Annotated in this window: 21 protein-coding genes and 1 tRNA gene; 14 read left to right on the top strand and 8 right to left on the bottom strand. The window is 67.5% G+C overall.

All coding sequences use genetic code 11. The annotated features are described in order from the left end of the window. Window positions 1–8 precede the first annotated feature (8 nt). The gene (locus tag QFZ54_RS13870) at window positions 9–1,478 is read right to left on the bottom strand and encodes a Y-family DNA polymerase (RefSeq protein WP_307089462.1); all 1,470 of its coding nucleotides are present in this window, start codon (window positions 1,476–1,478) and stop codon (window positions 9–11) included. Continuing rightward, window positions 1,447–2,250: an ImuA family protein gene (locus tag QFZ54_RS13865; protein WP_307088003.1), complete on the bottom strand. Its 804-nt coding sequence runs from the start codon at window positions 2,248–2,250 to the stop codon at window positions 1,447–1,449. Before QFZ54_RS13865 ends, QFZ54_RS13870 begins: the two co-directional genes overlap by 32 nt. Before the next feature lie 165 nt (window positions 2,251–2,415). Here QFZ54_RS13865 and QFZ54_RS13860 point away from each other — a divergent pair. The 7 genes from QFZ54_RS13860 (at window position 2,416) to QFZ54_RS13830 (ending at window position 10,457) form a co-directional block, all read left to right on the top strand. Then, a tRNA-Gly gene (locus QFZ54_RS13860) sits at window positions 2,416–2,490 on the top strand. Window positions 2,491–2,606: 116 nt separating this feature from the next. After that, window positions 2,607–4,802: a penicillin acylase family protein gene (locus tag QFZ54_RS13855; RefSeq protein ID WP_307088001.1), complete on the top strand. Its 2,196-nt coding sequence runs from the start codon at window positions 2,607–2,609 to the stop codon at window positions 4,800–4,802. Window positions 4,803–4,865: 63 nt separating this feature from the next. Continuing rightward, window positions 4,866–5,552, top strand: a complete 687-nt coding sequence (locus tag QFZ54_RS13850) for an ABC transporter ATP-binding protein (protein WP_307088000.1) — start codon at window positions 4,866–4,868, stop codon at window positions 5,550–5,552. Next, complete coding sequence (locus QFZ54_RS13845; protein WP_307087998.1) at window positions 5,542–8,088, top strand: FtsX-like permease family protein; 2,547 nt, start codon at window positions 5,542–5,544, stop codon at window positions 8,086–8,088. Before QFZ54_RS13850 ends, QFZ54_RS13845 begins: the two co-directional genes overlap by 11 nt. Continuing rightward, window positions 8,088–9,155: a lipocalin-like domain-containing protein gene (locus QFZ54_RS13840; RefSeq protein ID WP_307087994.1), complete on the top strand. Its 1,068-nt coding sequence runs from the start codon at window positions 8,088–8,090 to the stop codon at window positions 9,153–9,155. Before QFZ54_RS13845 ends, QFZ54_RS13840 begins: the two co-directional genes overlap by 1 nt. 83 nt (window positions 9,156–9,238) lie before the next feature. Next, window positions 9,239–10,123 carry a type 1 glutamine amidotransferase gene (locus QFZ54_RS13835; protein WP_307087992.1) on the top strand — a complete coding sequence of 295 codons (885 nt, stop codon included), beginning with the start codon at window positions 9,239–9,241 and terminating at the stop codon, window positions 10,121–10,123. Between the two features lie 28 nt (window positions 10,124–10,151). Next, window positions 10,152–10,457 carry a hypothetical protein gene (locus QFZ54_RS13830; protein ID WP_307087990.1) on the top strand — a complete coding sequence of 102 codons (306 nt, stop codon included), beginning with the start codon at window positions 10,152–10,154 and terminating at the stop codon, window positions 10,455–10,457. Between the two features lie 45 nt (window positions 10,458–10,502). On the opposite strand, the gene QFZ54_RS13825 is transcribed toward QFZ54_RS13830, so the two are convergent. From QFZ54_RS13825 to QFZ54_RS13805, 5 genes are all read right to left on the bottom strand, one after another. Beyond that, on the bottom strand, window positions 10,503–10,838 hold the full coding sequence (locus QFZ54_RS13825; protein ID WP_307087989.1) for a response regulator: 336 nt from the start codon (window positions 10,836–10,838) through the stop codon (window positions 10,503–10,505). A 105-nt stretch (window positions 10,839–10,943) separates the two neighbouring features. Next, window positions 10,944–11,288: a hypothetical protein gene (locus QFZ54_RS13820; RefSeq protein WP_307087987.1), complete on the bottom strand. Its 345-nt coding sequence runs from the start codon at window positions 11,286–11,288 to the stop codon at window positions 10,944–10,946. Window positions 11,289–11,302: 14 nt separating this feature from the next. Next, window positions 11,303–12,757 (bottom strand): PAS domain-containing protein, encoded by a 1,455-nt coding sequence (locus tag QFZ54_RS13815; protein ID WP_307087985.1) that lies wholly within the window; start codon window positions 12,755–12,757, stop codon window positions 11,303–11,305. A gap of 297 nt (window positions 12,758–13,054) precedes the next feature. Next, window positions 13,055–14,464 (bottom strand): sensor histidine kinase, encoded by a 1,410-nt coding sequence (locus QFZ54_RS13810; RefSeq protein ID WP_307087983.1) that lies wholly within the window; start codon window positions 14,462–14,464, stop codon window positions 13,055–13,057. Then, the gene (locus tag QFZ54_RS13805; protein WP_307087982.1) at window positions 14,454–15,119 is read right to left on the bottom strand and encodes a response regulator transcription factor; all 666 of its coding nucleotides are present in this window, start codon (window positions 15,117–15,119) and stop codon (window positions 14,454–14,456) included. Before QFZ54_RS13805 ends, QFZ54_RS13810 begins: the two co-directional genes overlap by 11 nt. Before the next feature lie 91 nt (window positions 15,120–15,210). Here QFZ54_RS13805 and QFZ54_RS13800 point away from each other — a divergent pair, with 91 nt between their 5' ends. The 4 genes from QFZ54_RS13800 (at window position 15,211) to QFZ54_RS13785 (ending at window position 19,987) form a co-directional block, all read left to right on the top strand. Continuing rightward, complete coding sequence (locus tag QFZ54_RS13800; protein ID WP_307087980.1) at window positions 15,211–16,290, top strand: ABC transporter substrate-binding protein; 1,080 nt, start codon at window positions 15,211–15,213, stop codon at window positions 16,288–16,290. Beyond that, window positions 16,287–17,768 (top strand): OprO/OprP family phosphate-selective porin, encoded by a 1,482-nt coding sequence (locus QFZ54_RS13795; protein WP_307087978.1) that lies wholly within the window; start codon window positions 16,287–16,289, stop codon window positions 17,766–17,768. The genes QFZ54_RS13800 and QFZ54_RS13795 overlap by 4 nt, the downstream gene beginning before the upstream one ends. A gap of 217 nt (window positions 17,769–17,985) precedes the next feature. Beyond that, entirely contained in the window at window positions 17,986–19,287 is a 1,302-nt protein-coding gene (locus QFZ54_RS13790) for a CitMHS family transporter (protein ID WP_307087976.1), read from the top strand. Between the two features lie 40 nt (window positions 19,288–19,327). Further along, entirely contained in the window at window positions 19,328–19,987 is a 660-nt protein-coding gene (locus QFZ54_RS13785; RefSeq protein ID WP_307087973.1) for an alpha/beta fold hydrolase, read from the top strand. 41 nt (window positions 19,988–20,028) lie between these two features. On the opposite strand, the gene QFZ54_RS13780 is transcribed toward QFZ54_RS13785, so the two are convergent. Next, window positions 20,029–21,243, bottom strand: a complete 1,215-nt coding sequence (locus tag QFZ54_RS13780; protein WP_307087971.1) for a UbiH/UbiF/VisC/COQ6 family ubiquinone biosynthesis hydroxylase — start codon at window positions 21,241–21,243, stop codon at window positions 20,029–20,031. 143 nt (window positions 21,244–21,386) lie between these two features. On the opposite strand from QFZ54_RS13780, the gene QFZ54_RS13775 reads away from it, so the two are divergent. From QFZ54_RS13775 to QFZ54_RS13765, 3 genes are all read left to right on the top strand, one after another. Beyond that, entirely contained in the window at window positions 21,387–23,699 is a 2,313-nt protein-coding gene (locus tag QFZ54_RS13775) for a DNA translocase FtsK (protein WP_307087969.1), read from the top strand. Between the two features lie 294 nt (window positions 23,700–23,993). Continuing rightward, on the top strand, window positions 23,994–25,337 hold the full coding sequence (locus QFZ54_RS13770) for a carbohydrate porin (protein ID WP_307087967.1): 1,344 nt from the start codon (window positions 23,994–23,996) through the stop codon (window positions 25,335–25,337). Window positions 25,338–25,406: 69 nt separating this feature from the next. Then, window positions 25,407–26,036, top strand: a complete 630-nt coding sequence (locus QFZ54_RS13765; protein WP_307087965.1) for a LolA family protein — start codon at window positions 25,407–25,409, stop codon at window positions 26,034–26,036. Window positions 26,037–26,177: the final 141 nt, after the last annotated feature.

Genomic DNA, 26,177 nt, shown 5'->3' with positions numbered 1-26,177 from the left:
TTGCGTGGTCATGCGAAGACGCCGTGGAGGTACCAGCGCGGCGCCTCCATCTCGGAATACAGGCCGTGGCGGAAGATCCAGAAGCGGCGGCCGCGGCGGTCTTCGATGCGGTAATAATCGCGCGTCGGGATATCCTGGCGCCGCCACCATTCGCCCGCGATCCGCTCCGGACCCTCGCTATGTGCGACGTCGTGCACGGTGCGGCGCCAGCGGAACCGGTGCGGCGGGCCGTCGGGGACTTCGGCCATCATCGATTCGATCGGCTGCGGCGGGTCGAACAGGTAGATCGGCCGGAGCGGCGGCTCCCCCGTCTCGGGCGCAGTCCACGGCGTCGGGGCGGGCGCTTCGGCGGCGGGCAGCATCAACTCGGCCTGTTCGGGAATATGACTGTCGCGCGCCGAAAACCGGCGCACGCGCGCCCGGCCCAGCCGCGTGCCGAGCTGGTCGACGAGCTGTGCGACTTCTCCCTTCTGCGCTTCGCCGCCCTCCAGCTTGAGTTGCGACGCATCGAGTTTCTCGGCCAACGCAACGTCGAGCCGGACCAGATCATAGCCGAACCCCGGATCGAGCGGATCGGCGAGGCTGTCGATCCGCTCGCGGAACAGGCGCATCAGCAGCGCTACGTCGCGCGTCGGCTGGCCAGTCTCGATCCGCAACCGCTGGACCAGGCCGTCCGCGCGGAACAGCCGTGCTTCCCAGCGCCGCCCGCCCTCATGCCGATCCGCAAGCTGTCCCGCAGCCTCGGTGGCAAGTTCGGCCAGCATCTCCAGCGCATATTCGGTCCGCGCGATCGGTTCGGCAAAACGACGCTCGACACCGATCTTCGCCACCGTCCGCCGCGCGACGATCGGGCCCTTCACCGACCCATCGAGCCGGCGGATCATCATTGCCGCTTCCTCGCCGAACCGCGCGGCAATGGTCGCGAGCGGTCGTGCCATCACGTCGCCAACCGTCTTCAGACCGGCGCGCGACAAGGCGGTGGTCGCATCCTCGTCGAGTCCGAGCGCCGCGACCGGCAACCGCTTCACCGCACGCTTTTCATCCGGAGCCGGCGCCCCTGCGAACCGGGCCAACGCGCGCGCGGTGTCGGGCGTGTCGCCGAACGCGTGGCGCACCAGCAGTCCGCGCCGTGCAAGGCGCTCCTCCAGATCGGCGGCGAGACGGCGCTCGCCCTCGAACTCGTGCACGCACCCGGCGATATCCAGAATCAGCCCATCGGGTTCGTCGAGCGCGACCGAGGGCGTATAGCGCTGGCATCCATCCGCCAGCCGCTCGAGCCATTCGTGATCGGCATGCGCGTCATGCTCGTACACCTCCAGTTCCGGCACCCGCGCCCGCGCATCAGCCAGCGTCAGCCCCGGCTGGAGGCCTGCCCGCACCGCCTCACGGTCGAGCGCCTTCAGCCGCACCCCACCCGAAACCGTCTCGACGAACGCGATCGGCGTCTCAGCCCGTCCGACGAACAGATGCGGCCGCATCGTCCGCAGCCGCTCGATCGGCAGCCACGGGAATACCAGCGCCAGGTAGCGCCGCGGGATCGCCGCCTGAATCTTCGATGATGGCGGTTTCGAAGGCGGTTTGGTCGAAGATGTACGCGTCACGGTCCCACTCCACGCGCCAGCGAAGACCAGCCTGGCCTCCGCGTCGACGCAGCAATTCGATGTCGAAGGCAGGTTTGCCAGGTGCGTCGGCTTCCAGGGGGCGGGAGGAACATGCCGCCACCCGCCAGCGCGACGCGGCCGCACTCGGCACCGGTTCGGCCCCGATGCGCAGGCTTAGAATGGTCACGCCCGATGCTTCGGCAGCCAGCATCAGCCGCCGTGTCGCGGTCAGGTCGATCCCCGGCGCGCGTCCCCAGGATTCGATCAGCAACGTGCCGAGCCCGTGGCACCGCGCGGCATCGGCGGCCGCGCGCAGCAGGCTTGCCTCGTCGTCGACCAGGCCCAGTACCAGCGACGATACGTCGAGCCCCATCTCGACCAGCCCGGTCGCATGCAGCCGCCCGCCCTGTCGCTCGCTCGCCTCGGTCCGCAGCCACATGACCGGCGCCGCCTTTGCCGCCAGCACAGAAGCGACCGCGAACCCCGCACCACTCGCCGAATCGTCGATCGTCGCGAAAACTTCGTGAAGTTGCGCCTTGGCCATCCCCTGCGTCAGCCACGCATCGTCCGCACGGCCATCACCCTGTGTTGGCATCCCCGTCGTGGCAATCCGCTTCAGGCGGGCTATCAAGGCAAGCGACTCGTTCACAATTGTTCTTGTAATGTTCTAGTGCCGGAGTCGCCAAGCGGAATCTCGTTTGCGGTGAATTTCACGCGAAAGTCGAAAAGGCGCTTGCCGTCCCGGAAACACCGGGCTAACAGCGCGCCTCACCCAGTCACCGTGTCGCTTTCGACCGGAGACATAGGCGCCAGAGCGGGCGTAGCTCAGGGGTAGAGCACAACCTTGCCAAGGTTGGGGTCGAGGGTTCGAATCCCTTCGCCCGCTCCAGTTTTCTCAAGAAAACAGCGGTCCAGCGTGAGGCGACACAGCCTCAGCATTCCGATCCACCATCTTCACTACCAGTACGCATGGCATTTCCTATGCGGTCGCCTTACGCTCGCCGCATGGCAATCTTTCGACACGCGCGTCACCCGTTGATCCTGTCGGCTTTGCTGCTGGCCAACCCGTCCTCTGCGGCATCCGGTACTGCGCCCACCGACATGCAGCGATGGCAGGCGCAGGCCGAGCGCGTGACGATCACCCGCGACGACTGGGGCATTCCGCATATCAAGGGCCGGTCGGATGCCGATGCGGTGTTCGGGATGATCTATGCGCAGGCGGAAGACGATTTCGCGCGGATCGAGGCGAATTACCTGACCGCGCTCGGCCGGACCGCCGAAGCAGACGGTGAGGACGCGGTCTGGGCGGACCTTCGCCAGCGGCTGTTCGTCGATCCACCCACGCTGAAGGCGGACTATGCCGCGAGCCCGGTCTGGTTGCGCACTTTGATGCAGGCCTGGGCGGACGGGCTGAACTATTATCTCGCGACGCACCCGCAGACGAAGCCCCGCGTGCTGACCAGGTTCGAACCGTGGATGGCGCTCAGCTTCACCGAGGGCAGCATCGGCGGCGATATCGAGCGGATCTCGCTCAGCGACCTCAAGACCTTCTATGGCCGACCGACGCCACCGACGCCGGAAGAACTGGGCATGATCCCGCGCGAACCGTCGGGCTCCAACGGCATCGCCATCGCACCCCGGCTGACCGCGAACGGCCACGCGCTGTTGCTGATCAATCCGCACACCAGCTTCTATTTCCGGTCCGAGGCGCAGATGACCAGCGACGAGGGATTGAACGCGTATGGCGCAAGCACCTGGGGCCAGTTCTTCGTCTATCAGGGGTTCAATCCGAAGGCCGGGTGGATGCACACGTCGGCAACGGTCGACAACGTCGACGAGTTCGCCGAGCGGATCACGCGGCGGGCAGGCGGCTATACCTATCGCTACGGCAAGACCAGCCGGCCGGTCGTCGCGAACACCGTCCTGCTCCGCGTCCGCCAGCCCGACGGGACGATGGCCGAGCGTAGCTTCACGACCTATCGCACGCATCACGGCCCGATCGTCGCGACCAAGGGCGGAAAATGGATCGCCACCGCGCTGATGTGGCGTCCGGTGCCGGCGCTCGAACAAAGCTATCTGCGGACCAAGGCGACCGATCTCGCGGGATACATGAAGGTCGCGGCGCTAAAGGCGAATTCGTCGAACGACACGCTGTTCGCCGACAGCAAGGGCGAGATCGCGTTCCTGATGCCACAGTTCATGCCGGTCCGCGACGACCGGTTCGACTATACCCGCCCGGTCGACGGCAGCGACCCCGCGACCGACTGGCGTGGCCTGCACACGCTCCCCAGCCTGCCGAGCGTGCTCAATCCTCGCGTGGGATGGGCGCACAACACCAACGACTGGCCGTGGAGCGCGGCAGGTCCCGACAGCCCCAAGGCAGCGGACTATCCGCGCTACATGGACCAGGTCGGCGGCAATGCGCGCGGCGTCCATGCCGACCTGTTGCTGACGGGCAAGACCGGCTGGACACCCGACACGCTTAGGGCGGCCGCGTTCGATCCCTATTTGCCTGCGTTTGCGCGACTGCTGCCCGGACTGGTCGCGGCGTGGGAGGCGCTTCCCGCCAGCGATCCGCGTCGCGCCGCGCTCGCGGACCCGATCGCGTTGCTCAAGGGCTGGGACCATCGCTGGGCCTATGATTCCACCGCGACCAGCCTCGCGGTGTTCTGGGGCGATCAGTTGTGGCGCGAGGTCGGCAGCTTCGCGCAGGCCGAGCGGCTGAACGTCCCCGATTATATCGCCGCGCGGGTCGGCCAGGACGCGAAGCTCGCCGCGCTCAGCACGGCCGTCGCCCAGCTCAAGCAGGATTTCGGCGACTGGCGGACGCCGTGGAAGGACATCAACCGCTTCCAGCGACTGGACGATTCGATCGCGCCGCATTTTGACGACGCCCGCGCCTCAGTGCCGGTGCCGTTCACCTCGGCGCAGTGGGGCAGCCTCGCGTCGTTCGGCGCGAAGCCGTGGCCGGGGACGAAACGCTATTACGGGACCAGCGGCAACAGCTTCGTCGCGGTGGTCGAGTTCGGCGCGCGTGTGAAGGCGAGGGCAGTCATGGCCGGCGGCCAGAGCGGCGACGTCCGATCGCCGCATTTCGCCGACCAGATATCGCGCTATGCCGAGGGACGGTTGCGGCCGGTCTATTTCCATCCCGACGAACTGACGGGCCACGTCGAACGAACCTATCGGCCGGGTAACTGATCTACCGCATATCCAGCCATGTCGGCGCTTGCGGAGCCACCCAAGCTATTGCACGGACTGGATATGCCTGACGCCCCTCCCCTTCTCGCGGTCCGTGCGCTCGGTAAGTCGGTGCCGGGGCCGCGGCAGTTGTTCCGGCATCTCGATCTCGACGTGGGCGCGGGCGAACTGGTCGCGATCATCGGCGAATCGGGGGTCGGCAAATCGACGCTGCTCAATATCCTCGCTGGGCTGGACGAGGCGGACGAAGGCAGCGTCGCGATCGACGGGATCGAGCTGGGTACGCTCGACGAGACCGCGCGGACCCGGTTGCGGCGCGAGCGGATCGGCTTCGTCTTCCAGGCCTTCCACATCCTCCCCTATCTGACGCTGCGCCAGAACGTCGCGCTACCGCTGGCACTCGTCTCGCCGGACAATGTCGCGGCATCGGCGCGCGCCGAGGAGATGCTCGACGCGGTCGGCCTGGACGGTCGCGGCGACGGCTATGCGCGTGATCTGTCGGGGGGCGAGTTGCAGCGCGTGGCGATCGCCCGTGCGCTCGTCCACCGCCCCGCGCTGATCCTCGCGGACGAACCGACCGGCAACCTCGACCCGGAAACCGCCGCGCGCGTGCTGTCGCTGTTCGCCGATGCGGTGCGCGGCAATGGTGCGGCGGGCGTGATGGTGACGCATTCGGACGCGAGCGCGGCGATCGCCGACCGCGTGCTGACGCTGGGTGCCGAAGGACTGGTGGAGCGGCGTGGCGCCTGAGCACGACCTGAGATCGGGTTCCGGGCTCTGGTCGGGACGTCTGGGACTCAAGTGGCTGATCGCGGGCGAGTGGCGGTTCCACCCTGCCCGCTTCCTGTTGACGGCGGTCGCGATCGCGGTCGGCGTGGCGCTCGGCTTTGCGGTACATCTGGTCAACGGATCGGCGCTGGCGTCGTTCGATGGCGCGATGCGCGGCGTCAGCGGAGCCGCCGAACTGTCGGTCCGCGCGACCAGCCCGCTCGGCTTCGACGAACGCCTCTATCCCCGGGTCGCACGTGCCGATGGAGTCGGCGATACAAGCCCGGTGCTGCGCCTCGATGCGCGAATCGGCAAGGCGCGGCTGACTCTGTTGGGCGTCGACGTGATCCGTGCGGCCACGGTGACGCCGTCGCTGATCGGCATCCGCCCGCGTGGCCCCGATACCGGCAACGACGCGGCGTTCGACGAGGCCGCGCTGTTCCTGTCGCGCGCGGCGCTGACCCAGGTCGGCGCCAAGATCGGGACGCAAGTAATCGTCGTCGCCAATGGCCGATCGGTACCGCTGCGGGTGGCGGGCACGCTGCCGGCGACGGACGAATCGACCGCGGTCGGCGTCATGGATATCGCTGCGGCACAGTGGCGGTTCGGGCGTCTGGGGAGGATCGACCGGCTCGACCTGGCGCTGTCGGATCGTGCGACCGCGGAGCCGGCGTTGCGTGCGATCCTGCCGGCGGACGCTATCCTGTCGACCGCCGAGACGCAGAACGCGCAGGGCGATGCACTGTCGCGCGCGTACCGCGTCAATCTCGACATGCTGGCACTGGTCGCGCTGCTGACCGGCGGTTTCCTCGTCTATTCAGCGCAGTCGCTGTCGGTGGTGCGGCGGCAACGCGCGTTCGCACTGCTCCGGACATTGGGCATGCCGCGCGCCGGGATCATCGCCGCGGTCGTGATCGAGGGGCTCGCGATCGGACTGGTCGGCGCGGCGGCGGGATTGGCGGCAGGATACGGCCTGGCGTGGGCGGCACTCCACTGGTTCGGCGGCGATTTGGGTGCGGGCTATTTCGGCGGCAGCACTGCGCGCATCGTGATCCAGCCCGGTGCCGCGATCGGGTTCTTCGCGCTCGGCCTGCTCGCGGCGATCCTCGGCAGCGCGTTGCCTGCCCGCGTCGCGGCACGTGCAGCGCCGGCCGCAGCGCTCAAGAACGCGGGCGACGTGCTCGATCCGAGGCGGCCGGTCGCGTGGTGGCCCGCCGCCGCGTTGCTCGTTGCGGGAGGCGCCGCGTCGCTGTTGCCCGCGATCGCCGGACTGCCGCTGTTCGGTTTCCTGGGAATGGCATTGATGCTCGCGGGCGGCGTCGCGGGCGTGCCGTGGTTCGCGCGCGCGCTGCTGACCCCGCTGGCGAAGCGGACGCGGGGCAGCGTGCCCGGGCTGCTCGCGGTCCGTCACCTCCACGGCGCCCCCGGCGAAGCGGCGACCGCGTTGTGCGGGATCGTCGCATCGACCGCGCTGATGATCGCGATGGCGACGATGGTGACGAGCTTCCGCGGCGCGGTCGACGAGTGGCTCGACCAGGTGCTCGGCGCGGACCTGTATCTGCGCACCACTTCCGGCGCGACGTTCGATCCGGCGACCCGCACCCGCATCGCAGGGACACCCGGTATCGCCCGCCTCGCTTTCAGCCGCCAGATCCCGCTGACCATCGCCGCGGATCGCCCACCGGTCAGCCTGATCGCGCGACCCGAGCGTGGTGGCCGCGATCCGTTGCTGGTGCTGATCGATCGTGGACCGCCGGTGCCGAAGAACGCGCTGCCGATCTGGGTCTCCGAGCCCGCGCAACGGCTTTACGGCTGGGATCCGGGCGAGCGTATCACGCTGCCGATCGCCGGCCGCACGCAATTCGTGGTCGCCGGCATATGGCGTGATTACGGGCGGCAGGCGGGCGCGGTGCTGATCGACGAAGGCGATTACCAGCGCCTCACCGGCGACGATCGCCGCGACGAGATCTCCGCGACGATTGTGCCCGGTGCGGATCCGGCGAAGGTCGTGCGCGCGATGACCGATCGCCTGCCCGCCGACTTGCGCCCGCAGGTCGAGGTCGGCCAGCCGGCGACGCTGCGGAAACTCGCGCTGACGCTATTCGACCGCAGTTTCGCGGTCACCTATCTGCTGGAGGCGGTGGCGATCCTGGTCGGGCTGGCCGGCGTGGCAGCGACGATGTCGGCGCAGACGGTCGCGCGCGAACGCGAGTTCGGGATGCTGCGGCATCTCGGCCTCACGCGTGGCCAGTTGACCCGGATGCTCGCCACCGAGGGTGCGATCGTCGGTCTCACCGGTGCACTCGCAGGGATCGGGCTAGGGCTGCTCCTCTCGCAGGTGCTGATCCACGTCATCAACCCGCAGTCGTTTAACTGGACGATGACCACCCGCATTCCGATCGGCACACTGATCGGCGTCGCGACCGCGCTGACGGGTGCGGCGGCGGCAACCGCGATGCTGGCGGGGCGGCGTGCCACGGCAAAGAGCGCGGTACAGTCGGTGCGGGAGGATTGGTGATGCTGCGACCTTGGGCCCTGCTCGGCTGGATCGCCGCGATCGGTGTCGCCGCCCCAGCCGCCACGCCCTATCCCGTCGTGCGGCCGGGGATCAGCCTGCGCTTTCCAGCGGATCACGGCGCGCACCCGGCGTTTCGCACCGAATGGTGGTACGTCACCGGCTGGCTGAAGACCGCGGACGGTAAGGATCTCGGCTTCCAGGTTACGTTCTTCCGGACGCGCCCGCCGGTCGATCCGCGCAACCCGAGCCGGTTCGCCGCGCGCCAGGTCCTGTTCGCGCATGCCGCACTGTCCGATCCGGCCACCGGCAAGTTGCTTCACGGCGAGCAGGCGGCACGCGAAGGCTTCGGTCTGGCGCAGGCCCGTACCGGCGATGCCGACGTCGCAATCCGCAACTGGCGATTGCGCCGCGCAGGTGATGGCCGGTGGACGACACGCGTCGACCCGGACGGCTTCGGCCTCGCGCTCGACTTCCAGCCCACCCAGCCTCCGCTACCGCAGGGGATCGGAGGGTATAGCCGCAAGGGACCGCGCCCCGAGGAAGCGAGCTATTATTACTCGGTGCCGCATCTCCGCGTGACCGGCCGGGTCCGCCGCGGAACGGGAACGGTCGCCGTGACCGGCGAGGCGTGGCTGGACCGCGAATGGTCGTCCAACTATCTCGCGCCCACTGCGCAGGGTTGGGACTGGACCGGCCTCAATTTTGACGACGGGTCCGCGCTGATGGCGTTCCGCATCCGACGCAAGGGCGGCGGCACGGTCTGGACGGGCGGCTCGCTCCGCCGCGCCGACGGCAGCATGACGCTGTTCGGGCCCAACGACGTTGCCTTCCGCCCGCTCGCGACATGGCGGAGCAAGGCGACCGGCGCGGTCTATCCCGTCTCGCAGGAATTGAGCGTCCGCGTCGCCGGCGGCATCCAGCGCTGGCGCCTGGTGCCGATGTTCGCCGCGCAGGAACTCGACGCCCGCCGCAGCGGCCTGCCGGTCTATTGGGAGGGCGCGGTCCGCACGCGCGGTGGTCGCGGCTATCTCGAACTCACCGGCTACGAGCGCGCGCTGGAAATGTGAGCGCGCAAAATTTGCGGCAGCGGCGGACGAAACGCCCGCCAGCGCGTTGAGGTCGCTCGAACCGAAACGGGAGAGGACCAGGTTTGCCGCATTTTCTGGTTGCCGAAAGCGAGACTGCGGACGAGCGCGAGGCGCGTCGTCGCCATGCCGGCAAAAGCTCGGGCGAAACCTATGCCGCAACGCTCCGTCAGTTGCAGCCCGATGCCGAGATCACGATCGTCGCGCCCGCCGACGATGATGCACAGGTCTACGAAACCGACGCCCTGGGCGTGTTCGACGCGGTGTTCATCACCGGATCGCCGCTCCACGTCTATGACGACAATCCGGAGGTCCGGCGCCAGCTGACCTTCATGCGATCTGTATTCGCGTCGGGCACGCCGTCGTTCGGATCGTGCGCCGGGCTGCAGCTCGCGGTCGCCGCCGCGGGTGGGACGGTCCGCAAGATGCCTCAGCAGATGGAGGCCGGGATCGCCCGTCGCATCACCCCGACCGACGCCGGCCGCGACCACCCGCTTCTCGCCGGCCGCGCGGCCAGCTGGGATGCCCCCGCGATCCACGGCGACGAGGTCGAAACGCTCCCCGCCGATGCGACCCTGCTCGCGAGCAACGCGGTCACGACGATCCAGGCGGCCGAGATCCGTCACGACGGCGGGGTTTTCTGGGGCGTGCAATATCATCCCGAACTCGCGCTCGGCGAGATCGCCGTGGCGCTGCGTCGCCAGGCCGAGGACATCGTCGAAGCGGGGCTTGCGGAGACGACCGACGACGTCGAGCACCGCGCGGCGCAGCTCGCGGCGTTGCATGACGATCCCGATCGCCGTTCGCTGTTGTGGGCGCTGGGCGTCGACCGCGAGTTCGCCCACGAAGCACGGCGCCGCACCGAACTCAGCAACTTCCTCGATCACCTCGCGGACATCGACGCCAGCGATCGCGCGGATGCCGCATCGCCCGATCTGTGTTCCGCCTGACCCTTTGACCCGCAACAAGGAGCGACCAATGTCTACCACCCTCAAGGCGAAGTTCGATACCCGCCGCGAAGCCGAGATGACCGTCGAGCGCCTGGTCCAGGAGCAAGGCATCGAACGGACGGACATCTTCATCACCACCGACGGCGCAGACAACAGCGTCGGCGACGAGAAGGCCGGTTCGGATACCGAAGGCAAGGACCCGACGCCGGAGTCGCGTGACGATGCGGCGCTAAAAGGCAAGATCGTCGTTTCGGTCGATATCGAGGACGACGCCCGCGCCGCCGAAGTAAAGGCCGCGTTCAAGGAATTCGACGCGAGCGATATACAAGGCTGATATCCCGTCGAGGTACGGCGCCAACCACGCCGTACCTCGTACCTGTCAATGTGGGGCGAGTCTCCGGAACGTCTCCAAAACCGCGGACTCCATGATCGGCTTGTCGAGCACTTCGGCAGGCGGATCGCATGGCACGCAGGCTTCGGGCGTTCCGGTGATGAACATCACGGGGATATTGCCGTGCGCGGCTATGATCCGTTGAACAGCCAGCGGCCCGGTCCCCTCCCGCAGCCGGACGTCGGACACGATCATGTCAGGGATGCGCGCGCCCGCAGCGAAGACAGCGTCGGTTTCGCAATCCGCCTGATCATAGGAAGTCGCGCCGGCTTGTTCGATGAGACTGATGATATGATCCGCGATGAGCCAGTCGTCTTCGATCACAAGCACGTGGCACATCTGCGTTTCCCGTAATTCAGGGTCCCTCAACGCGCTGGGTCCGGGTCGGGTCCCGCCTGACCGCCGTTTACGGTTAAAAGCGTATTATTGTTACGCCGCGTCATCCGCAGTGTCATCGACCGTCGCAAACCAGTCCGCATACGGCGTCGTTCGCGCCATGTGCCGGTTGAGATCGGGTGCACCGTCGGTCCACCACACCGGGCCTCGCTCGCCGAGACCGTGCTTCGCGGCATCGACCGCGGACCGCGCAGCCGCCTCCGCCGCACTGTCACCGCCCCGCTTTGCCGCGGCCACGCCTCTCCGTCCGTCCATCAACGCCGCAACCAGTCGCGCGCGTTCATCGTCGGACAGGTCGGGATTCGCGGTACGCCAGAGCCGTCCGCGCACCACGATATACCGCCCGTCGGGCGTCGTCAGCGCAGGCGGTTTCGGCATCGATGCGCGCGGGCCTAGAGTGGCGCGTCGATCGTGAAGACGACCCCGGTACCGCGATACTCGATCTGCGCGGTGCCGCGCATATGCTGCGCGAGCACGCGTTCGATCATCCGCGATCCGAAGCCGGTGCGCGTCGGCGTCGTGACCACCGGGCCGCCGGTTTCCTCCCACATGAACGCCAGCCTGCGTCCGCCTTCGCCGATGCCGACGCTCCAGGCGATCGTGACATGCCCGCCCGCGACATGGAGCGCACCATATTTGGCGGCGTTGGTCGCCAGCTCGTGAAGCGCCATCGACAAGGCCAGCGTTACGCGCGGCTCGAGCCGGACGTGCGGCCCCTCGACCGAGAACAGGCGACCGCCGCCATCGTCGAACGGCGCCATCACGCCGGTCACGATATCGGCGATCGTCGCACCCTCGACCTCGTCGCGCAGCAACAGGTCGTGCGCGACCGCCAGCGATCCGATCCGCGCACCGATCGTGTCGCGCGCCTCGGACATCGACGCGGCATCACGCAACGTCTGGTTGACGATCGCGCTGACCGTGGCGAGCGTGTTCTTCACCCGGTGCGTCAATTCCCCCGCCAGCAGCGCGCGGTGTTCCTCGGTCCGCTTGCGCTCGGTGATGTCGGTCGAGAACCCGGTCATCGACAGAGCCGTACCATCCGCGCGCGTCAGCAATTCGCCGCGGATCGCGACCCAGCGCACTTCGGCCGCCGGCGTCACGATGCGGTATTCGATGTCGTAGTCGCATCCCGTCGCGACCGTTTCCGCGATCGCCGCGACGACGCGCGCGCGATCCTCCGCATGGATCGTTTCCAGGAATTCGGGATAGCCGAACTCGGCGTCGGGATCATAACCGAAGACGATCTTGCAGCCCGCCGACGCATCGAGCTGCTGGCTTGCCGGATCGAAGGTCCACGCGCCCAGCCGCCCCGCCTTCAACGCGAATTGCAGCCGTGCGGCGCTGTCGACGAGCCGAGCCTGCGTCTCCGCGGCGGAGGCCTCGAGTTCGCGCTGCTCGGCCTCCAGCAGCGCCAGCGTTTCGCGCTCAAGCGTCACGTCGTGCTGCGACGCGACGTAATAGCGCAGGTGCCGGCTGCGATCGAACACCGGCGCGACCAGCAGCCGGTTCCAGAACGGCGTCCCGTCCTTGCGGTGGTTGAGCAGGTCGATCTCGATCCGCTCCGACCGCCCTATCGCATCACGAACACGCGATACGTCCTCGGAATAGGTCTCCGGCCCTTGCAGGAACCGACAATTCCTCCCGATTACCTCGTCGCGGGCATAGCCCGTCAGGCGCTCGAATGCGGCGTTCACGTGAATGATCGGGTTGTCGGGAAGCGTCGGATCGCTGATCGCCATAGGCAAGATCGCTTCGTTGAACCCGACGACGAAAGGATCGGCCGCATCCAGCGAACGGCCGAAAGCCGCCATGATCAGCGTGTGATCGGCGTCCTCGTCCCGCAAGGACGTTTGGTTCGCACTCTGTTCCAAGCGTCTATTTGCTACTCAAAGTCCCACACGTCCACAATAGCATACCGGCATTATGGCAAAGCATTTCGACCGCCCGACAATATTTCGCGGCGCGACGGCGTACCGCACTCGAGGGGGCCACGGGCTCGACCATCGCGACGCGCTCACGCTGCAGAACTGCCGGCAAGCCGTCAGGCGGCGATCCGTGCGACAGGCGAAGGCTTGCCGCAAAGGACACGTTAAGGGAGTCGCACGCCCGGCGCCCTCCCCACCTGGCGATATCGATGCTGGCTACTCGCGCGTCCGAAAGAACCGCAGGATGACGGTCGTACCGCTGGCCACGTCGCCGAACGCCACGGTCGCGTTGAGGCGTGTGGCCGCCGACCGCACGATCGCCAGACCGAGGCCGCTGCCCTCCGAACTGCCGGGCGCGCCAAGCCGGACGAACCGGTCGAACGCCATCTCGCGCTGGTCGATCGGTATCCCCGGACCATCGTCGACGACCGCGATCGTCGTTTCCGACGGCGTCGTCTCGAGCCTGACCGACACGGTGCCGCCGCGCCGGTTGTAGCGGATGCCGTTGTCGATCAGGTTCGACACGATCTCGAAGATCAGCGTGCGGTGGCCGGGCACGACGTGGCTGACCTCCGGGTCGCCCTCGATCGTCAGGTCGATGCCCGCATCGATCGCGCGGTTGATCTGTCGCGTGATGACCGCCGCCGCCACCTCACGCAGGTCGACCGCCTCCAGCGGCGCAGACACGCCGGCCTCCTCCGCGCGCGCCAACGCCAGCAACTGCGTCACCAGCCGTTCGAGACGAGTCACCGCGTCGGCGATCTCGTCAAGCGCGACGCTGCGTTCCGGTCCCGAGCCGCGCCTAGCGAGCGCGACCTGGACCTTCAGCACCGACAAGGGCGTGCGCATCTGGTGCGAGGCGTCGGCGGTGAAGCGGCGGACGCCGACGGTCGCGGTGTCGAGCTGTGCCAAAAGGCGATCGAACGCACCGGCGAGCGGGCGGAGTTCGCTCGGAAGCGGACCGGTATCCAGCGGCGAGAAATCGGGGCGCGCGCGTCCGTCGCGTGCCTCGACCGCACCGCGGAGGCGGGCAAGCGGACGGAGACTCCAGCCTAGCGCAGGGCGGAGGAGCAGTGCCGCGGCACCGACGAGGACGCATTCGCCGATCAGCAAAGCGAGCATCAGCCGGCGAGTGAGTGCGCCGCGGTTGTCGAGCGTCTCGGCGATCTGGACGACGACCGGCTTGTCGATCCGGGGAAGCGAGCGGCGGACTTCGGCGATGCGGATCTGCTGACCGCGGTAGCGGGCGAAGCGGTAGCGCGGAACGTCGATGTCGAGCGTCGCGGAATCGGGGGCGGGGAGGTCCGCGTAACCAGTGAGCAGGTCTGGTCCCACGGCGACGCGGTAATAGACGTTGTCGCGCTCGGTGTTCTCCAGCATCCCGAACGCGGCGGAGGGCAGGTCGAGCGTCACCTCGCCCCGCTCGACCTGCACCGTCTCGGCGATCGCGCCGAGCGCGCCGCCGAGGACGCGGTCGTTGGTACGGCGGACGACGTCGGCGATCAGTGTCGCACCGACCACGCCGATCAGGATCGCCGCCGCCAGCAGCGGCCCGAGCACCGCGACCAGCAGGCGCGTTCTCAGCGCTGGGGTGCCCCGATCGGTAGCTATGGTCTCAGCCGGCATCGAGCATATAGCCGACACCGCGCACGGTACGGATACCGGGGCCATCGGGCGCCAGCTTGCCGCGAAGCCGCGTGACGTGGACCTCGATCGCGTTGTCGCCGACCGGCTCGTCGAACCCGAACACCTCGCCGATCAGGAGTTCGCGCGGCACCACGCGGCCTGCGCGGGTCGCCAGCGCCTCCAGCACCGCACGCTCGCGCCGCCGCAGGTCGAGTGCGCGGCCCGCAATGTCGGCCTCGCCCGTCGAGCGATTGATCGTGAGCGTTCCAACGCTCAGCACCGGCAGCGGATCGCCGCCCCGCCGCCGGCCAAGCGCCCGCACCCTCGCCTCCAGTTCCTCCGGCTCGAACGGCTTCCGCAGGTAATCGTCGGCACCGAGATCGAGCCCCCGCACCCGGTCGTCGAGCGCATCGCGCGCGGTGAGCATCAGTACGGGGACGCGTTCGCCACGCCGCCGCAACGTCTCCAACACGGTGAACCCGTCGATCCCGGGCAGCCCGACGTCGAGGATCACCAGCGCATACGGCTCGCCCGCGACCACCGACAACGCGTCCTCGCCGGTCGCGACGTGATCGACCGCATTCCCGCCCGCGCGCAGCAACGCCGCGATGCTGCGTGCCAATGCCGCATCGTCCTCGATCAGCAGGATGCGCATGAAAAACCATGAAAGGTTGGTGACAGGTTCGCTTCGTACTCCACCGATGCAGTCTATCCGAACACAGAGACGGAAGGCGAGGAGAGTGACGATGACCCGAATTTTTCTGAAGATCGCACTGCTGGCTACGAGTTTCACCGCGACCGCCGTCGTGGCGCAGCGCCCTGCCAATTATCCGCGCTCCTACGACCAGCTGATCTCCGACGCGCGCGCCGAGCGGCAGGTGCGGATCTACGGCAATGCCGATCGCGCCGAGCTGCTGCCGGTCGTCGCTGCATTCCGGAAGCGCTATCCGGGGATCACTGTTCTCTACGCCGACCTCGGCTCGACCGAGATGTACCGCCGCTTCGTCACCGAGACTCGTGCCAGGAAACTATCCGCCGACATCGTCTGGTCGTCGGCGATGGACCTCCAGGTCAAGCTGATCAACGACGGCTTCGCGCAAGGCTATGCCAGTCCCGAAAAGCCCGCGCTGCCGCCGGTGTCGGTGTGGAAGAACATGGGCTTCGGCGTCACCGCGGAGCCGATCGGGATCGTCTACAACAAGCGCCTCGTGCCCGCCGCCCAAGTGCCGCGCACGCACGCCGCGCTGGAGACGTGGCTGCGACGGAACGCCCGCGCGCTGACCGGCCGCGTCACGACGTTCGACCCGGCGCGCTCCAACGTCGGTTATCTATATCTGTCCGAAGACCTCGCGATTACGCGCGATACGCGATCGTTGCTGGAGGCGATCGCCGCGACCAAGCCCGTCCTGTCGCGGACCAGCGAGCCGATGCTGCGTGGCGTCGCCGAGGGGCGGCAAGCGATCGCTTACAACGTGATCGGCTCCTACGCGCTGGAACGCGCGCGAACCGATCCCCGCATCGGCGTCGCGTTCCTCCAAGACTATACGATCGTCACGTCGCGGATCGCGTTCATCGCGCGAGAGGCGGCGCACCCGGCGGCGGCGAAGCTGTTCCTCGATTTCCTGCTGTCGCGCGAGGGCCAGTCGCTGCTCGCCAAGCGCAGCCTGTGGCCGGTCCGCACGGATGTGGCCGCGCGCCGTCTTCCCGCCGCGCAGGCTCGACCGATCCGCGTCGGCCCACAACTTCTCGTCAACCTCGACCGCGTCAAGCGCCAGCGTTTCCTTCGCGACTGGACCGCGATTCTCGCCACCGGAGCCCAACAATGACTCTTTTCCGTACCGGGTGCGCCGCACTCGCGCTGATCGCCGCGACGCCGGCGCTAGGCCAGACTCCGAGCGACGCCGACCTTGCCGCGCTGGTGCGTGCGCAGGCTGCCGAGATCGCCGCGCTGAAGTCGCGGCTCGACCGGCTCGAGAATGTCACCGCCGTCGCGCAGGCATCCGCTCCGGTAGCGCCGGTGCAGATCGCGCCGCAGGCGGTCGCGCAGAATAACGAGCCACGTCGCACCCTGCCATTCGCCCCGCAGCTTGCGCCTCCGGGTCCCGCCGACCGCAGCGTCGCGCAAGCGGTCGCCGCGCGCGACAATCCGTCGGGCGTGACAACCGAATGGGGCGCCGGCCTGCCCGTGTTCCACTCGGCGGACGGCGTCTACACGTTCAAGCCGCGCGGCCGCATCCTGACCGACGTCAGCTCCAGCTTCGGCTCCAAGTACGACGGCCGCAACATCACGACGACGGGCATGCGCGCACTGCGTCTCGGCCTCGAAGGCGGCGTCGGCACGCATTTCTTCTACCAGTTCGAGAGCGACTTTTCGGAGAACGAGGTCGACGTCGTCACCGCGTTCGTCGGCTGGCGCAACCGCATCACGCCGGGCCTGGATTACGACGTCCGCGCCGGTCATTTGTTCAACGACCGCAGCTTCGAGGGCTCGACGGGCTCGGATTCGACGCCGTTCCTCGAGCGCTCCACCGTCTCGACCGCGATCATCCCGCAGCGCGGCTTCTACGGCATCGGCGTGATGCCGCGCATCTTCTGGAAGACCGGCCATGCGTCGGTCACCGTCACCGGCGACCGGATCGACGGCACGCAGGCGGTCGGCGACAGCCGCACGGTGCTGGGTCGTGCGCACTGGAACCCGATCAAGTCCGACACCGGCGTGCTCCACATCGGTGCGTGGGGCTTCGACGAATCACTGTCGTCGGTCGCGGGTACGCTGACTCGAAACACGGTGATCGGCGGCCGCTTCAATGGGGCGTTGCGCGTGTCGACCGGCCCGCTGATCGGCGGCACCGGCACGACCGGCTACGGAGTCGAGCTCGGCGGCTATCGCGGACCGTTGTGGGTGATGGGCGAAGCGGGTCGCCGCAACGCGCGGCTCGACGGCGGGCGTCCCGATTTCGTCAGCAAGGCGTGGAGCGTCTCCGGCGGGCTGTTCCTGACCGGCGACCTGCCGCCATACAACCCGCGGCTCGGCAGCTTCGGCCAGCCCAAGGTGTTGAAGCCGACCTTCGACGGCGGGGTCGGCGCGATCGAACTCACCGCGCGCTACGAAAGCCTCGATTTCGACAATCTGCTGACCGGTGGCGACGGCTGGGCCGCGACCGTCGGGGTCAACTGGTACCTCAACTCCTTCACCCGCTTCCAGGTGAACGCAATCCAGTGGAACACCGACAACCGCGCCGGCGACTACATCGGCAACGACAGCGGCCAGACCCTCAGCGCCCGCGTCGGCGTGACGTTCTGATGCTTGCCGGCATGCGAACCGCTGCCAAGGCGGACCGACCCCACCACTCCGTCATCCTGACGAAAGTCAGGACCCAGGGTTACAGGGTGCAATGCTGCTCGGCTCTGGATCCTGACTTTCGTCAGGATGACGGCGTGTTTGTGGCGCCCCCTGCGGCGGCAACGGCAACGGCGCCTGCCCCCACCCCCTTTTTCACGCCCTTTCCAAGGACGATGCGATGAACCTTGCCCTGCTCGGCTTCCTGATGGTGGCCACGTTCATGACGTTGATCATGACCAAGAAGATGACGCCGCTGGTCGCGCTCATCGTGATCCCGTCGATCTTCGGCGTGTTCGCGGGCGAGGCCGCGGGTCTTGGCCCGATGATGATCGACGGCATTAAGAACCTCGCGCCGACCGGCGTCATGCTGCTGTTCGCGATCCTGTTCTTCTCGACGATGACCGACACCGGCCTGTTCGATCCGCTGGTCGGACGCCTGATCCGGATGGTCCACGGCGATCCGATGCGGATCCTGATCGGGACGGTCGTGCTGTGCGCGCTCGTCAGCCTCGATGGCGACGGATCGACCACCTACATCATCACGATCGCCGCGCTGCTGCCGCTCTACAAGCGCTTCAACATGAACCGGCTGTACCTGGTCTGCCTGTTGATGACGACCAGCGGGATCATGAACCTGACGCCGTGGGGCGGCCCGACCGCGCGCGCGGCAAGCGCCCTCAAGCTCGATCCCGCGACGCTGTTCCTGCCGCTGATCCCCGGCATGATCGCGGGTCTCGCCTTCCTGATCGGTCTCGCCGTGTATTTCGGGCGGAAAGAGCGCGTCCGGATGGGTGAAGCGGGCATCACCGCAGACACCGAGTTCACCGGCATGGCCGTCTCGCAATATCCCGAAGCACGTCGCCCCAAGCTGATCTGGTTCAACGCAGCCCTCGTCATCACGCTGCTGACGCTGCTGGTCTGGGGCATCCTGCCGCTGTCGGTGCTGATGATGCTCGCGTTCGCGATCGCGATGATCGTCAACTATCCCGGCGTCGCCGACCAGAAGGAGCGCATCTCCGCACATGCTGGCAACGTGCTGGCGGTGGTGTCGCTGATCTTCGCGGCCGGCATCTTCACCGGGATCCTCGGCGGCACGGGCATGGTCGAGGCGATGAGCAAGGCGGTGGTCGGCGTGATCCCACCCGCGCTCGGGCCGTACATGGCGCCGATCACCGCGCTGCTGAGCATGCCGGCCACCTTCTTCATCTCGAACGACGCGTTCTATTTCGGAATGCTGCCGATCCTCGCCGAGGCCGGCGCGCATTACGGCGTCGCGCCCGAAGCGATCGCGCGCGCGTCGCTGATGGGCCAGCCGGTCCACCTGCTCAGCCCGCTGGTGCCGTCGACCTATCTGCTGGTCAGCCTGGTCGGGATCGACCTCGCCGATCACCAGCGCTTCACGCTCGTGCCGGCGATCGCGGTCTGCACGGTGATGACGCTGGTCGGCATGATCGCGCTCGCCTTCCCGTTCGTCGCCTGAGGTGAGCATCCCCGCAACCCGCCGCTACCGGAGATTTCGCATGGTCCGACCGCGTATACCGCTGATGCTGCTCCCCGCGATGGGCTGCGACGGGCAGCTCTGGGCCCGCCAGATCGTCGACCTCGCCGCCGTCGCGCAGGTCGAGTTCGGCGACCTCTCTCAGGACGATACGCTGTCCGAAATGGCCGCACGCGTCCTCGCCAGCGCACCGCCACGGTTCGCGGTCGCCGGCGTCAGCCTCGGCGGCTACGTCGCGATGGAGATGGTGCGGCAAGCCCCCGACCGGATCGAACGGATCGCGCTGTTCGGCACGCGCGCGTCGATGGAGGTGCGCCCCCGCACCGTCGTCGGCCAGGGCCTGCTCGCCACCGCGCCGCACGCCGACCCCCGCTTGACCGCGATCGTCGCCGGCCCCGCACAGGCGATGGCGGAGCGAGTCGGCCAGACCGTCTTCGAACGCCAGCAACGCGCCCTGCTCGCTCGTCCCGACATCAGCGAGGCGATCGCCGCGATCCACGTCCCGACCCTGGTAGCCGTCGGCGACCGCGACCTGATCTGCACCCCTGACGATGCACGCGCGCTGAGTGCGCGGATCGAAGGGTCTCGGTTCCACATGCTGCGCTCCTGCGGTCACCTCGCACCGATGGAGCGGCCCGGCGAAGTCACCGCGCTGCTCCGCCAATGGCTGAAGACCGGCTGACCGATCGCCGCGGTGACGCGCAACGCACCCGCCAAGGCACGCTAGATCATCGTGCCCTGCAAGAGCTTCGGCAGGTCGCCGCTTTCGCCACGCGCCTCCGCCATGAAGCGGTCCTTGAGCGGTGGGATCGCATTCACCGCGCTGATGCCGAACCGGCGGACGGCGCTGGCGGTCTTGCCGGGAAGGCCGAACAGGCGGGTGAGCGTATCGGTCGCGGCGGCGGTCATGAACGTGTCGAGCCCGCGCCAGCGCTGGTAGCGCGCGAGCAGCGCGGCGTCGCCGAGATCGAGGCCGAGGCGCTTGCCCTCGACCAGCACCTCCGCGAGCGTGGCCACGTCGCGGAAGCCGAGGTTGAGGCCCTGCCCGGCGATCGGGTGGATGCCGTGGCCGGCGTCGCCGACCAGCGCTAGCCGCGTGTCGGTAATGCGTGCGGCGTGGTGGAAGCCGAGCGGGTAGCTCGACCGGGGCGTCGCCATCGACAACGCGCCGAGGAAACCGCCCATGCTCTTTTCCGCTTCGGCGAGGAACGCGCGGTCGCCGAGCTTGAGCATGCCGGGGGCGTTCTTCGCGTCGACCGTCCAGACGATCGCCGAGCGGTGACCGTCGGCATCGTCGGGGAGCGGGAGCAGTGCGAACGGGCCGCTCGAATAGAAGATCTCGTACGCGACGTCCTCATGCGGGCGTTCGTGATGGAACGCGGCGATGATCGCGGTGTGCTCGTACGACCAGCGCGCGATCGTGATCCCGGCGGCCTCTCGCGTCGGTGAATTGCGACCCTCGGCGGCGATCATCAGCGGCGCGCGGATCGTGTCGCCCGAGTCCAGCGTGACGGTAACGCCCGATTCGGCGCGGTCGACCGATGTTGCGCGCGTCTTCATCCGCAGATCGACTTTGGCTGCGGCGGTCGCGGCATCGAACAATGTCCGGCGGATCAGCTTGTTCTCGTACATCGTACCGAGCGCACCATCGTCGGCAGCCGGGACGAAATCGAGCGCACCGGGCTCCAACCCATCGCTGACACGAATCTGGCGGATCGCACAGCCCTGCCCCGCCAGCTTCGCGCCGATGCCGATCGCGTCGAGCATGCGGTGGCTCGCGCTCGCCACGGCCGACGCACGACCGTCGAAGCCGGGCGCCAGCGTAACCGCCGGGTCCGCGGGATCGATCACGATCGTCGAAATGCCGTGCACGTCGAGCGCCACGGCGAGCGTCGCGCCGACCAGCCCGCCACCGAGGATGATTACATCTGTGTCCATGAGCCCGCTTTATCCCGCCTGCCGGTCGCTGCCAACGACGATCCGGACGCAGCTTAACCCGTGTTGTCGCGCGGTTAGCTTGACGTTGAGGCTGCCGAGGACGATGAATTTCTCCATTATTTCGAATTTGGAGAATACGGGTCATGGCCAGCCGCGCGCAGCCAGCCTTGTGGCGTGAGACGGTGAAGGCGGGCGCCGTCCGCAGCGGTGCGCTGATCGCGGCGATCGCGTTGTTCGTCGGCACGCTGCTGATGGCGTTGGCCCTGGCGAGCTATCACCCGAGCGACGCGGCCTTGAACACTGCGTCGGGCGGCTATCCGGCCAATCTGGTCGGTCCGCCGGGCGCGTGGTTCGCCGATATCGCACTCACCCTGTTCGGGCCCGCGGTGGCGCTGATGCTGCCAATCGGACCCATCCTCGGCATGCGGCTGTGGCGGGATGCACCGCTCGGGCATTGGCTGCGGATGGTACGCGGGGCAGCGATCGGCGTCGCGCTGATGGCGAGCGCGCTGGCATTCGTGTCGGGCAATTCGGTGTTGGCGCTCCCCGCCGGCTGGGGCGGCGTGATCGGCCTGTCGGTCTCCAGCGCGGTGCACTGGGCGCTGAGCTTCATCGGCCAGCCGGTCGCCGAACTCTGGTCCGCCCGCGCGGTCGGGCTGATCGCGGCGATCGCAGGCGCGATCGTCTGGGGCAAGAGCATCGAGATCGACCTCGGCGAGCGCAAATGGCGCCTTCCCCGCCGTAATCGGACCGAGGCGCTCGGTTATGACGGCTTTGCCGACATCAACGAGGACGACGACGAGCCGCTGACCCTCACGCGCAAACCGGTCGAGCCGCGTGCGGTCGCCGAACCGGACCCGCGCCCCGCCCCCGTGATCGCGGATCGCCAGAACGCACCGTCGCAGGCCAAGCCAAAAGAGCGCCAGTCGTCGCTCGACCTGCGCGACAATTTCACGTTGCCGAGCCTCGACCTTCTGACGCCGTCGCCGCCGAGCCAGGGCAACGTGATCGATAAGGCTGGGCTCGAGCGCAACGCACGGCTGCTCGAGAACGTGCTCGACGATTTCCACGTGAAGGGATCGATCATCGAGGTGCGGCCGGGCCCGGTCGTGACGATGTACGAACTCGAGCCCGCGCCCGGCATCAAGGCGAGCCGCGTGATCGCGCTGGCCGACGACATCGCGCGCAACATGTCCGCGATTTCGGCGCGCGTCGCGGTGATCCCGGGCCGCAACGTGATCGGTATCGAGCTGCCGAATGCGCGGCGCGAGGCGGTGTCCTTGCACGAACTCGTCGGCAGCCAGACGTTCGAGGATCAGTCGGCGCAGCTGCCGATCATCCTCGGCAAGAACATCGCGGGCGATTCGGTGATCGCCGATCTCGCGCCGATGCCGCATCTGCTGGTTGCTGGTACGACTGGTTCGGGCAAGTCGGTCGGCCTGAACAGCATGATCCTGTCGCTGCTGTACAAGCTCACGCCGAACCAGTGCCGGATGATCATGATCGATCCCAAGATGCTCGAACTGAGCATGTACGATGACATTCCGCATCTGCTGTCGCCGGTCGTCACCGACCCCGCCAAGGCCGTCCGCGCGCTAAAATGGGCGGTCGAGACGATGGAGGATCGTTATCGCCAGATGTCCTCCGTGGGTGTGCGCAGCCTCGCCGGTTTCAACGACAAGGTGCGCGGCGCGAAGGCCAAGGGGCAGCCTTTGGGTCGGAAGGTGCAGACCGGCTATCATCCGGACACCGGCGCGCCGATGTACGAGGAGGAGAAGCTCGAATACGACGTGCTGCCGCAGATCGTGGTAATCGTCGACGAGCTCGCCGACCTGATGATGACCGCGGGCAAGGAGGTCGAATTCCTCATCCAGCGGCTCGCGCAGAAGGCGCGCGCGGCGGGCATCCACCTGATCATGGCGACGCAGCGTCCGTCGGTCGACGTCATCACCGGCGTCATCAAGGCCAACCTGCCGACGCGGATCAGCTTCCACGTCACCTCGAAGATCGATTCGCGCACTATTCTTGGTGAGCAGGGTGCGGAGCAGCTGCTCGGCAAGGGCGACATGCTCTACATGCCGGGCGGCAAGGGCATCGTTCGCGTCCACGGCCCGTTCGTGACCGATGACGAAGTGCGGCTGGTGGCGGATCACTGGCGCTCGCAGGGGCTGCCGGATTACATCTCTTCCGTCACTGAAGAGCCCGAAGAGAGCTTCGCGCTGGAAGGCTCGCCGACCGGCGAGGATTCGGCGGAGGACCAGCAATATCGCCAGGCGATCCAGCTGGTCTGCGAGTCGCAAAAGGCGTCGACCTCGTGGCTGCAGCGCCAGTTGCGGATCGGCTACAATTCGGCCGCGCGCTTGATCGAGCGGATGGAAAAGGACGGCATCGTCGGCCGCCCCGATCACGTCGGCCGCCGCGAAGTGCTGCGCGATACCGAGGGGCATGCGATCTAAGGTTGGGGGTAGGCAAATTTTCTCCCCTGATTGTAATTACATACCGCCTGCCCCCCCCCCCCCTGTTCCCTCGCGAACGCGGGGGTCCAGGAGCCACGAGCGATACCGCCTGGAACCCTGGGCTCCCGCTTTCGCGGGAGAACCGAGAGGGAGTGACCGCCACCGAGTCCTCCGCGCTGCCAGAGGCTTTCGAACAGTCGACACCCCTTCTACGGGCTTGATACAAGTTACGAAAAACAGGTGGGCGTAATGAGGTATCGGCGGTTCTATGCGACAGCAGCGTTGGCGCTAGCCATGTCCGGCCAAGTCTCCGCGCAGGACACCGCCAAGCAAACCCCCGGCAGCAGCACCACCGACACCCAGCACCGCCCCCGCGCGGGTGTCCGCCGCGACAGCGATCTCTCCCCGTCCGCGCTGACCGCCGATACGCAGCGCACCCCGCCCCCCGGCCTGTTCGCGGACTGGTTCGATATCCGCAAACGCCTGACCGAGCGCGGGATCGGCGTCAGCGCGCGTTATGCCTCGGAAAGCGGCTATAATTTCGCAGGTGGCGACCGGAAGCTGCTGCGCGAGACGGGACAGTTCGACGTCGGTGTGCTGCTCGATCTCGACAAGGTGATCGGGCTGCAGGGCGGTGCGTTCCAGGCCACCCTCACCTATCGGCGTGGTCGCGATCTCGGTGCGGATGCCAATCTCGGCGTGCTGCAACAGGTGCAGGAAGTGTACGGCCGCGGCCAGACGCTGCGCCTGACGCAATTCTGGTACGAGCAGAAACTCGGTGAAAAGCTCGAGCTGAAGATCGGCCGTACCAATCCCGGCGAGGATTTCGCGGTATTCTCCTGCTATTTCCAGAACCTCAGCTTCTGCGGCGCGCAGCCCGGCAATCTGGTCGGCGATTACTGGTATAATTGGCCGGTCGGCCAATGGGGCGCACGGCTGCGCTACGACGTCAACGACCACCTCACGCTGAAGACCGCCGCCTACGAAGTGAACCCGCGCAACCTCGAAAAGGACTTCGTGATCGGCCGGTTCCACGGCGCGACCGGCGCGCTGATCCCCGTCGAGGCCGAATGGCGTCGCGGCGACGATGACGGCCGCGTTGGCGCATACAAGGTCGGCGGCTGGGTCAACACGTCGAACGGTGATGACGTGTTCTACGATGTGAACCGCCGGCCGATCGCGATCACCGGCCTCGAACCGCTCCGCCGCAGCGCGCGCTACGGCGTGTATTTCAATATCCAGCAACAGGTCACCGGCACCTCGAAGGACGGCAAGTCGGTCACCGGGCTCAGCGTGTTCCTCAACGCGACGCAGGCCGACCGCGCGACCTCGACCACCGACAACCAGGTCGCCGCCGGGCTGTTCTACAAGGGGCTGGTACCGTGGCGGCCGAACGACATCCTCGGCTTCGGCGTGGCGCGAACCAACGTGAACGGACGTGTCGCCAAGCGCCAGGCGCTCGATCCGACCCGGCCCGCGGTGCAAGATGCGGAATATGCGTCGGAGATATACTACAGCGTCCACCCGACGCGGTGGCTGGAGCTCCGCCCGAACGTGCAATGGGTCCACAACCCCGGTGGCGTGCATGACGCCAATGACGTCGGCGTACTAGGGATGAAGGCGGCGATTACCCTGTAACGGAACTCGTCGAATTCAGTGGCGGTTCAAGCGCGGGGCGGCAATTGTCCGCGTTCCAAGGAGATTTCGATGTTCAATACCCGCCCCGCGGTGATCGCTACGATCACCGCCCTATCGGTCGCCGCCGTACCGGCGCCGATCGCAGCCCAGGCCACCGGCGATCTCGCGGCCGTGCAGAAGCACCTCCAGTCGGTCGAGACGATGACCGCGAATTTCTCGCAGGCGGATCGCAACGGCAAGGTGCTGACCGGCGTGCTGACGCTGAAGAAGCCCGGCAAGCTGCGCTTCCAATACGAGAAGGGCGTGCCGATCCTGATCGTCGCGGAAGGCGGCGCGCTGACCTTCATCGATTATTCGGTGAAGCAGGTGCAGCGCTGGCCGATCAAGAATTCGCCGCTGGGCGTGCTGCTCGACCCGACCCGCGACATCACGCGTTATGCCAAACTCGTTCCCGGTTACGACCAGCGGATCGTGTCGGTCGAGGCGAACGATCCGAAGCACCCGGAATACGGCCGGATCACCTTGGTGTTCGTCCGCAACGCGGGCGCGCCGGGTGGGCTGATGCTGCAGGGCTGGGTCGCGCTCGACAGTCAGAACAACCGGACGACGATCCGCCTGACCAACCAGAAGTTCGGCGAGGCGGTCAGCGACAACACGTTCCGCTGGAACGACCCACGTCGCACGGGTGTAAGAAAGTAACATAAAAAACGCGTCATTCATGCAAGCGACAGGTTCTGCCCACTAGAGAGTGGCTCGCGGATGTGGGGCATTCGGGATTTTTCCCCCTGTTGCCCGGATGGTTTCCTCACCTCTCGCCTGCGTGACGAACGCTGAGTCGGC

Origin of the sequence: Sphingomonas faeni (assembly GCF_030817315.1) — a bacterium.
In the GTDB taxonomy this organism is placed as follows: domain Bacteria; phylum Pseudomonadota; class Alphaproteobacteria; order Sphingomonadales; family Sphingomonadaceae; genus Sphingomonas; species Sphingomonas faeni_C.
The sequence above is the reverse complement of the archived record's forward strand: the minus strand, read 5'-3'. Positions and strand labels throughout refer to the sequence as shown.

What these genes read in the sequence shown, in the direction of transcription:
- QFZ54_RS13795 (WP_307087978.1), top strand. Translation starts at nt 16,287, where the DNA reads ATGACTCTTTTCCGTACCGGGTGCGCCGCACTCGCGCTGATCGCCGCG.
- QFZ54_RS13765 (WP_307087965.1), top strand. Translation starts at nt 25,407, where the DNA reads ATGTTCAATACCCGCCCCGCGGTGATCGCTACGATCACCGCCCTATCG.
- QFZ54_RS13805 (WP_307087982.1), bottom strand. Translation starts at nt 15,119, where the DNA reads ATGCGCATCCTGCTGATCGAGGACGATGCGGCATTGGCACGCAGCATC.
- QFZ54_RS13785 (WP_307087973.1), top strand. Translation starts at nt 19,328, where the DNA reads ATGGTCCGACCGCGTATACCGCTGATGCTGCTCCCCGCGATGGGCTGC.
- QFZ54_RS13820 (WP_307087987.1), bottom strand. Translation starts at nt 11,288, where the DNA reads ATGCCGAAACCGCCTGCGCTGACGACGCCCGACGGGCGGTATATCGTG.
- QFZ54_RS13775 (WP_307087969.1), top strand. Translation starts at nt 21,387, where the DNA reads ATGGCCAGCCGCGCGCAGCCAGCCTTGTGGCGTGAGACGGTGAAGGCG.
- QFZ54_RS13780 (WP_307087971.1), bottom strand. Translation starts at nt 21,243, where the DNA reads ATGGACACAGATGTAATCATCCTCGGTGGCGGGCTGGTCGGCGCGACG.
- QFZ54_RS13770 (WP_307087967.1), top strand. Translation starts at nt 23,994, where the DNA reads ATGTCCGGCCAAGTCTCCGCGCAGGACACCGCCAAGCAAACCCCCGGC.
- QFZ54_RS13850 (WP_307088000.1), top strand. Translation starts at nt 4,866, where the DNA reads ATGCCTGACGCCCCTCCCCTTCTCGCGGTCCGTGCGCTCGGTAAGTCG.
- QFZ54_RS13855 (WP_307088001.1), top strand. Translation starts at nt 2,607, where the DNA reads ATGGCAATCTTTCGACACGCGCGTCACCCGTTGATCCTGTCGGCTTTG.
- QFZ54_RS13840 (WP_307087994.1), top strand. Translation starts at nt 8,088, where the DNA reads ATGCTGCGACCTTGGGCCCTGCTCGGCTGGATCGCCGCGATCGGTGTC.
- QFZ54_RS13830 (WP_307087990.1), top strand. Translation starts at nt 10,152, where the DNA reads ATGTCTACCACCCTCAAGGCGAAGTTCGATACCCGCCGCGAAGCCGAG.
- QFZ54_RS13800 (WP_307087980.1), top strand. Translation starts at nt 15,211, where the DNA reads ATGACCCGAATTTTTCTGAAGATCGCACTGCTGGCTACGAGTTTCACC.
- QFZ54_RS13810 (WP_307087983.1), bottom strand. Translation starts at nt 14,464, where the DNA reads ATGCCGGCTGAGACCATAGCTACCGATCGGGGCACCCCAGCGCTGAGA.
- QFZ54_RS13870 (WP_307089462.1), bottom strand. Translation starts at nt 1,478, where the DNA reads ATGCGGCCGCATCTGTTCGTCGGACGGGCTGAGACGCCGATCGCGTTC.
- QFZ54_RS13790 (WP_307087976.1), top strand. Translation starts at nt 17,986, where the DNA reads ATGAACCTTGCCCTGCTCGGCTTCCTGATGGTGGCCACGTTCATGACG.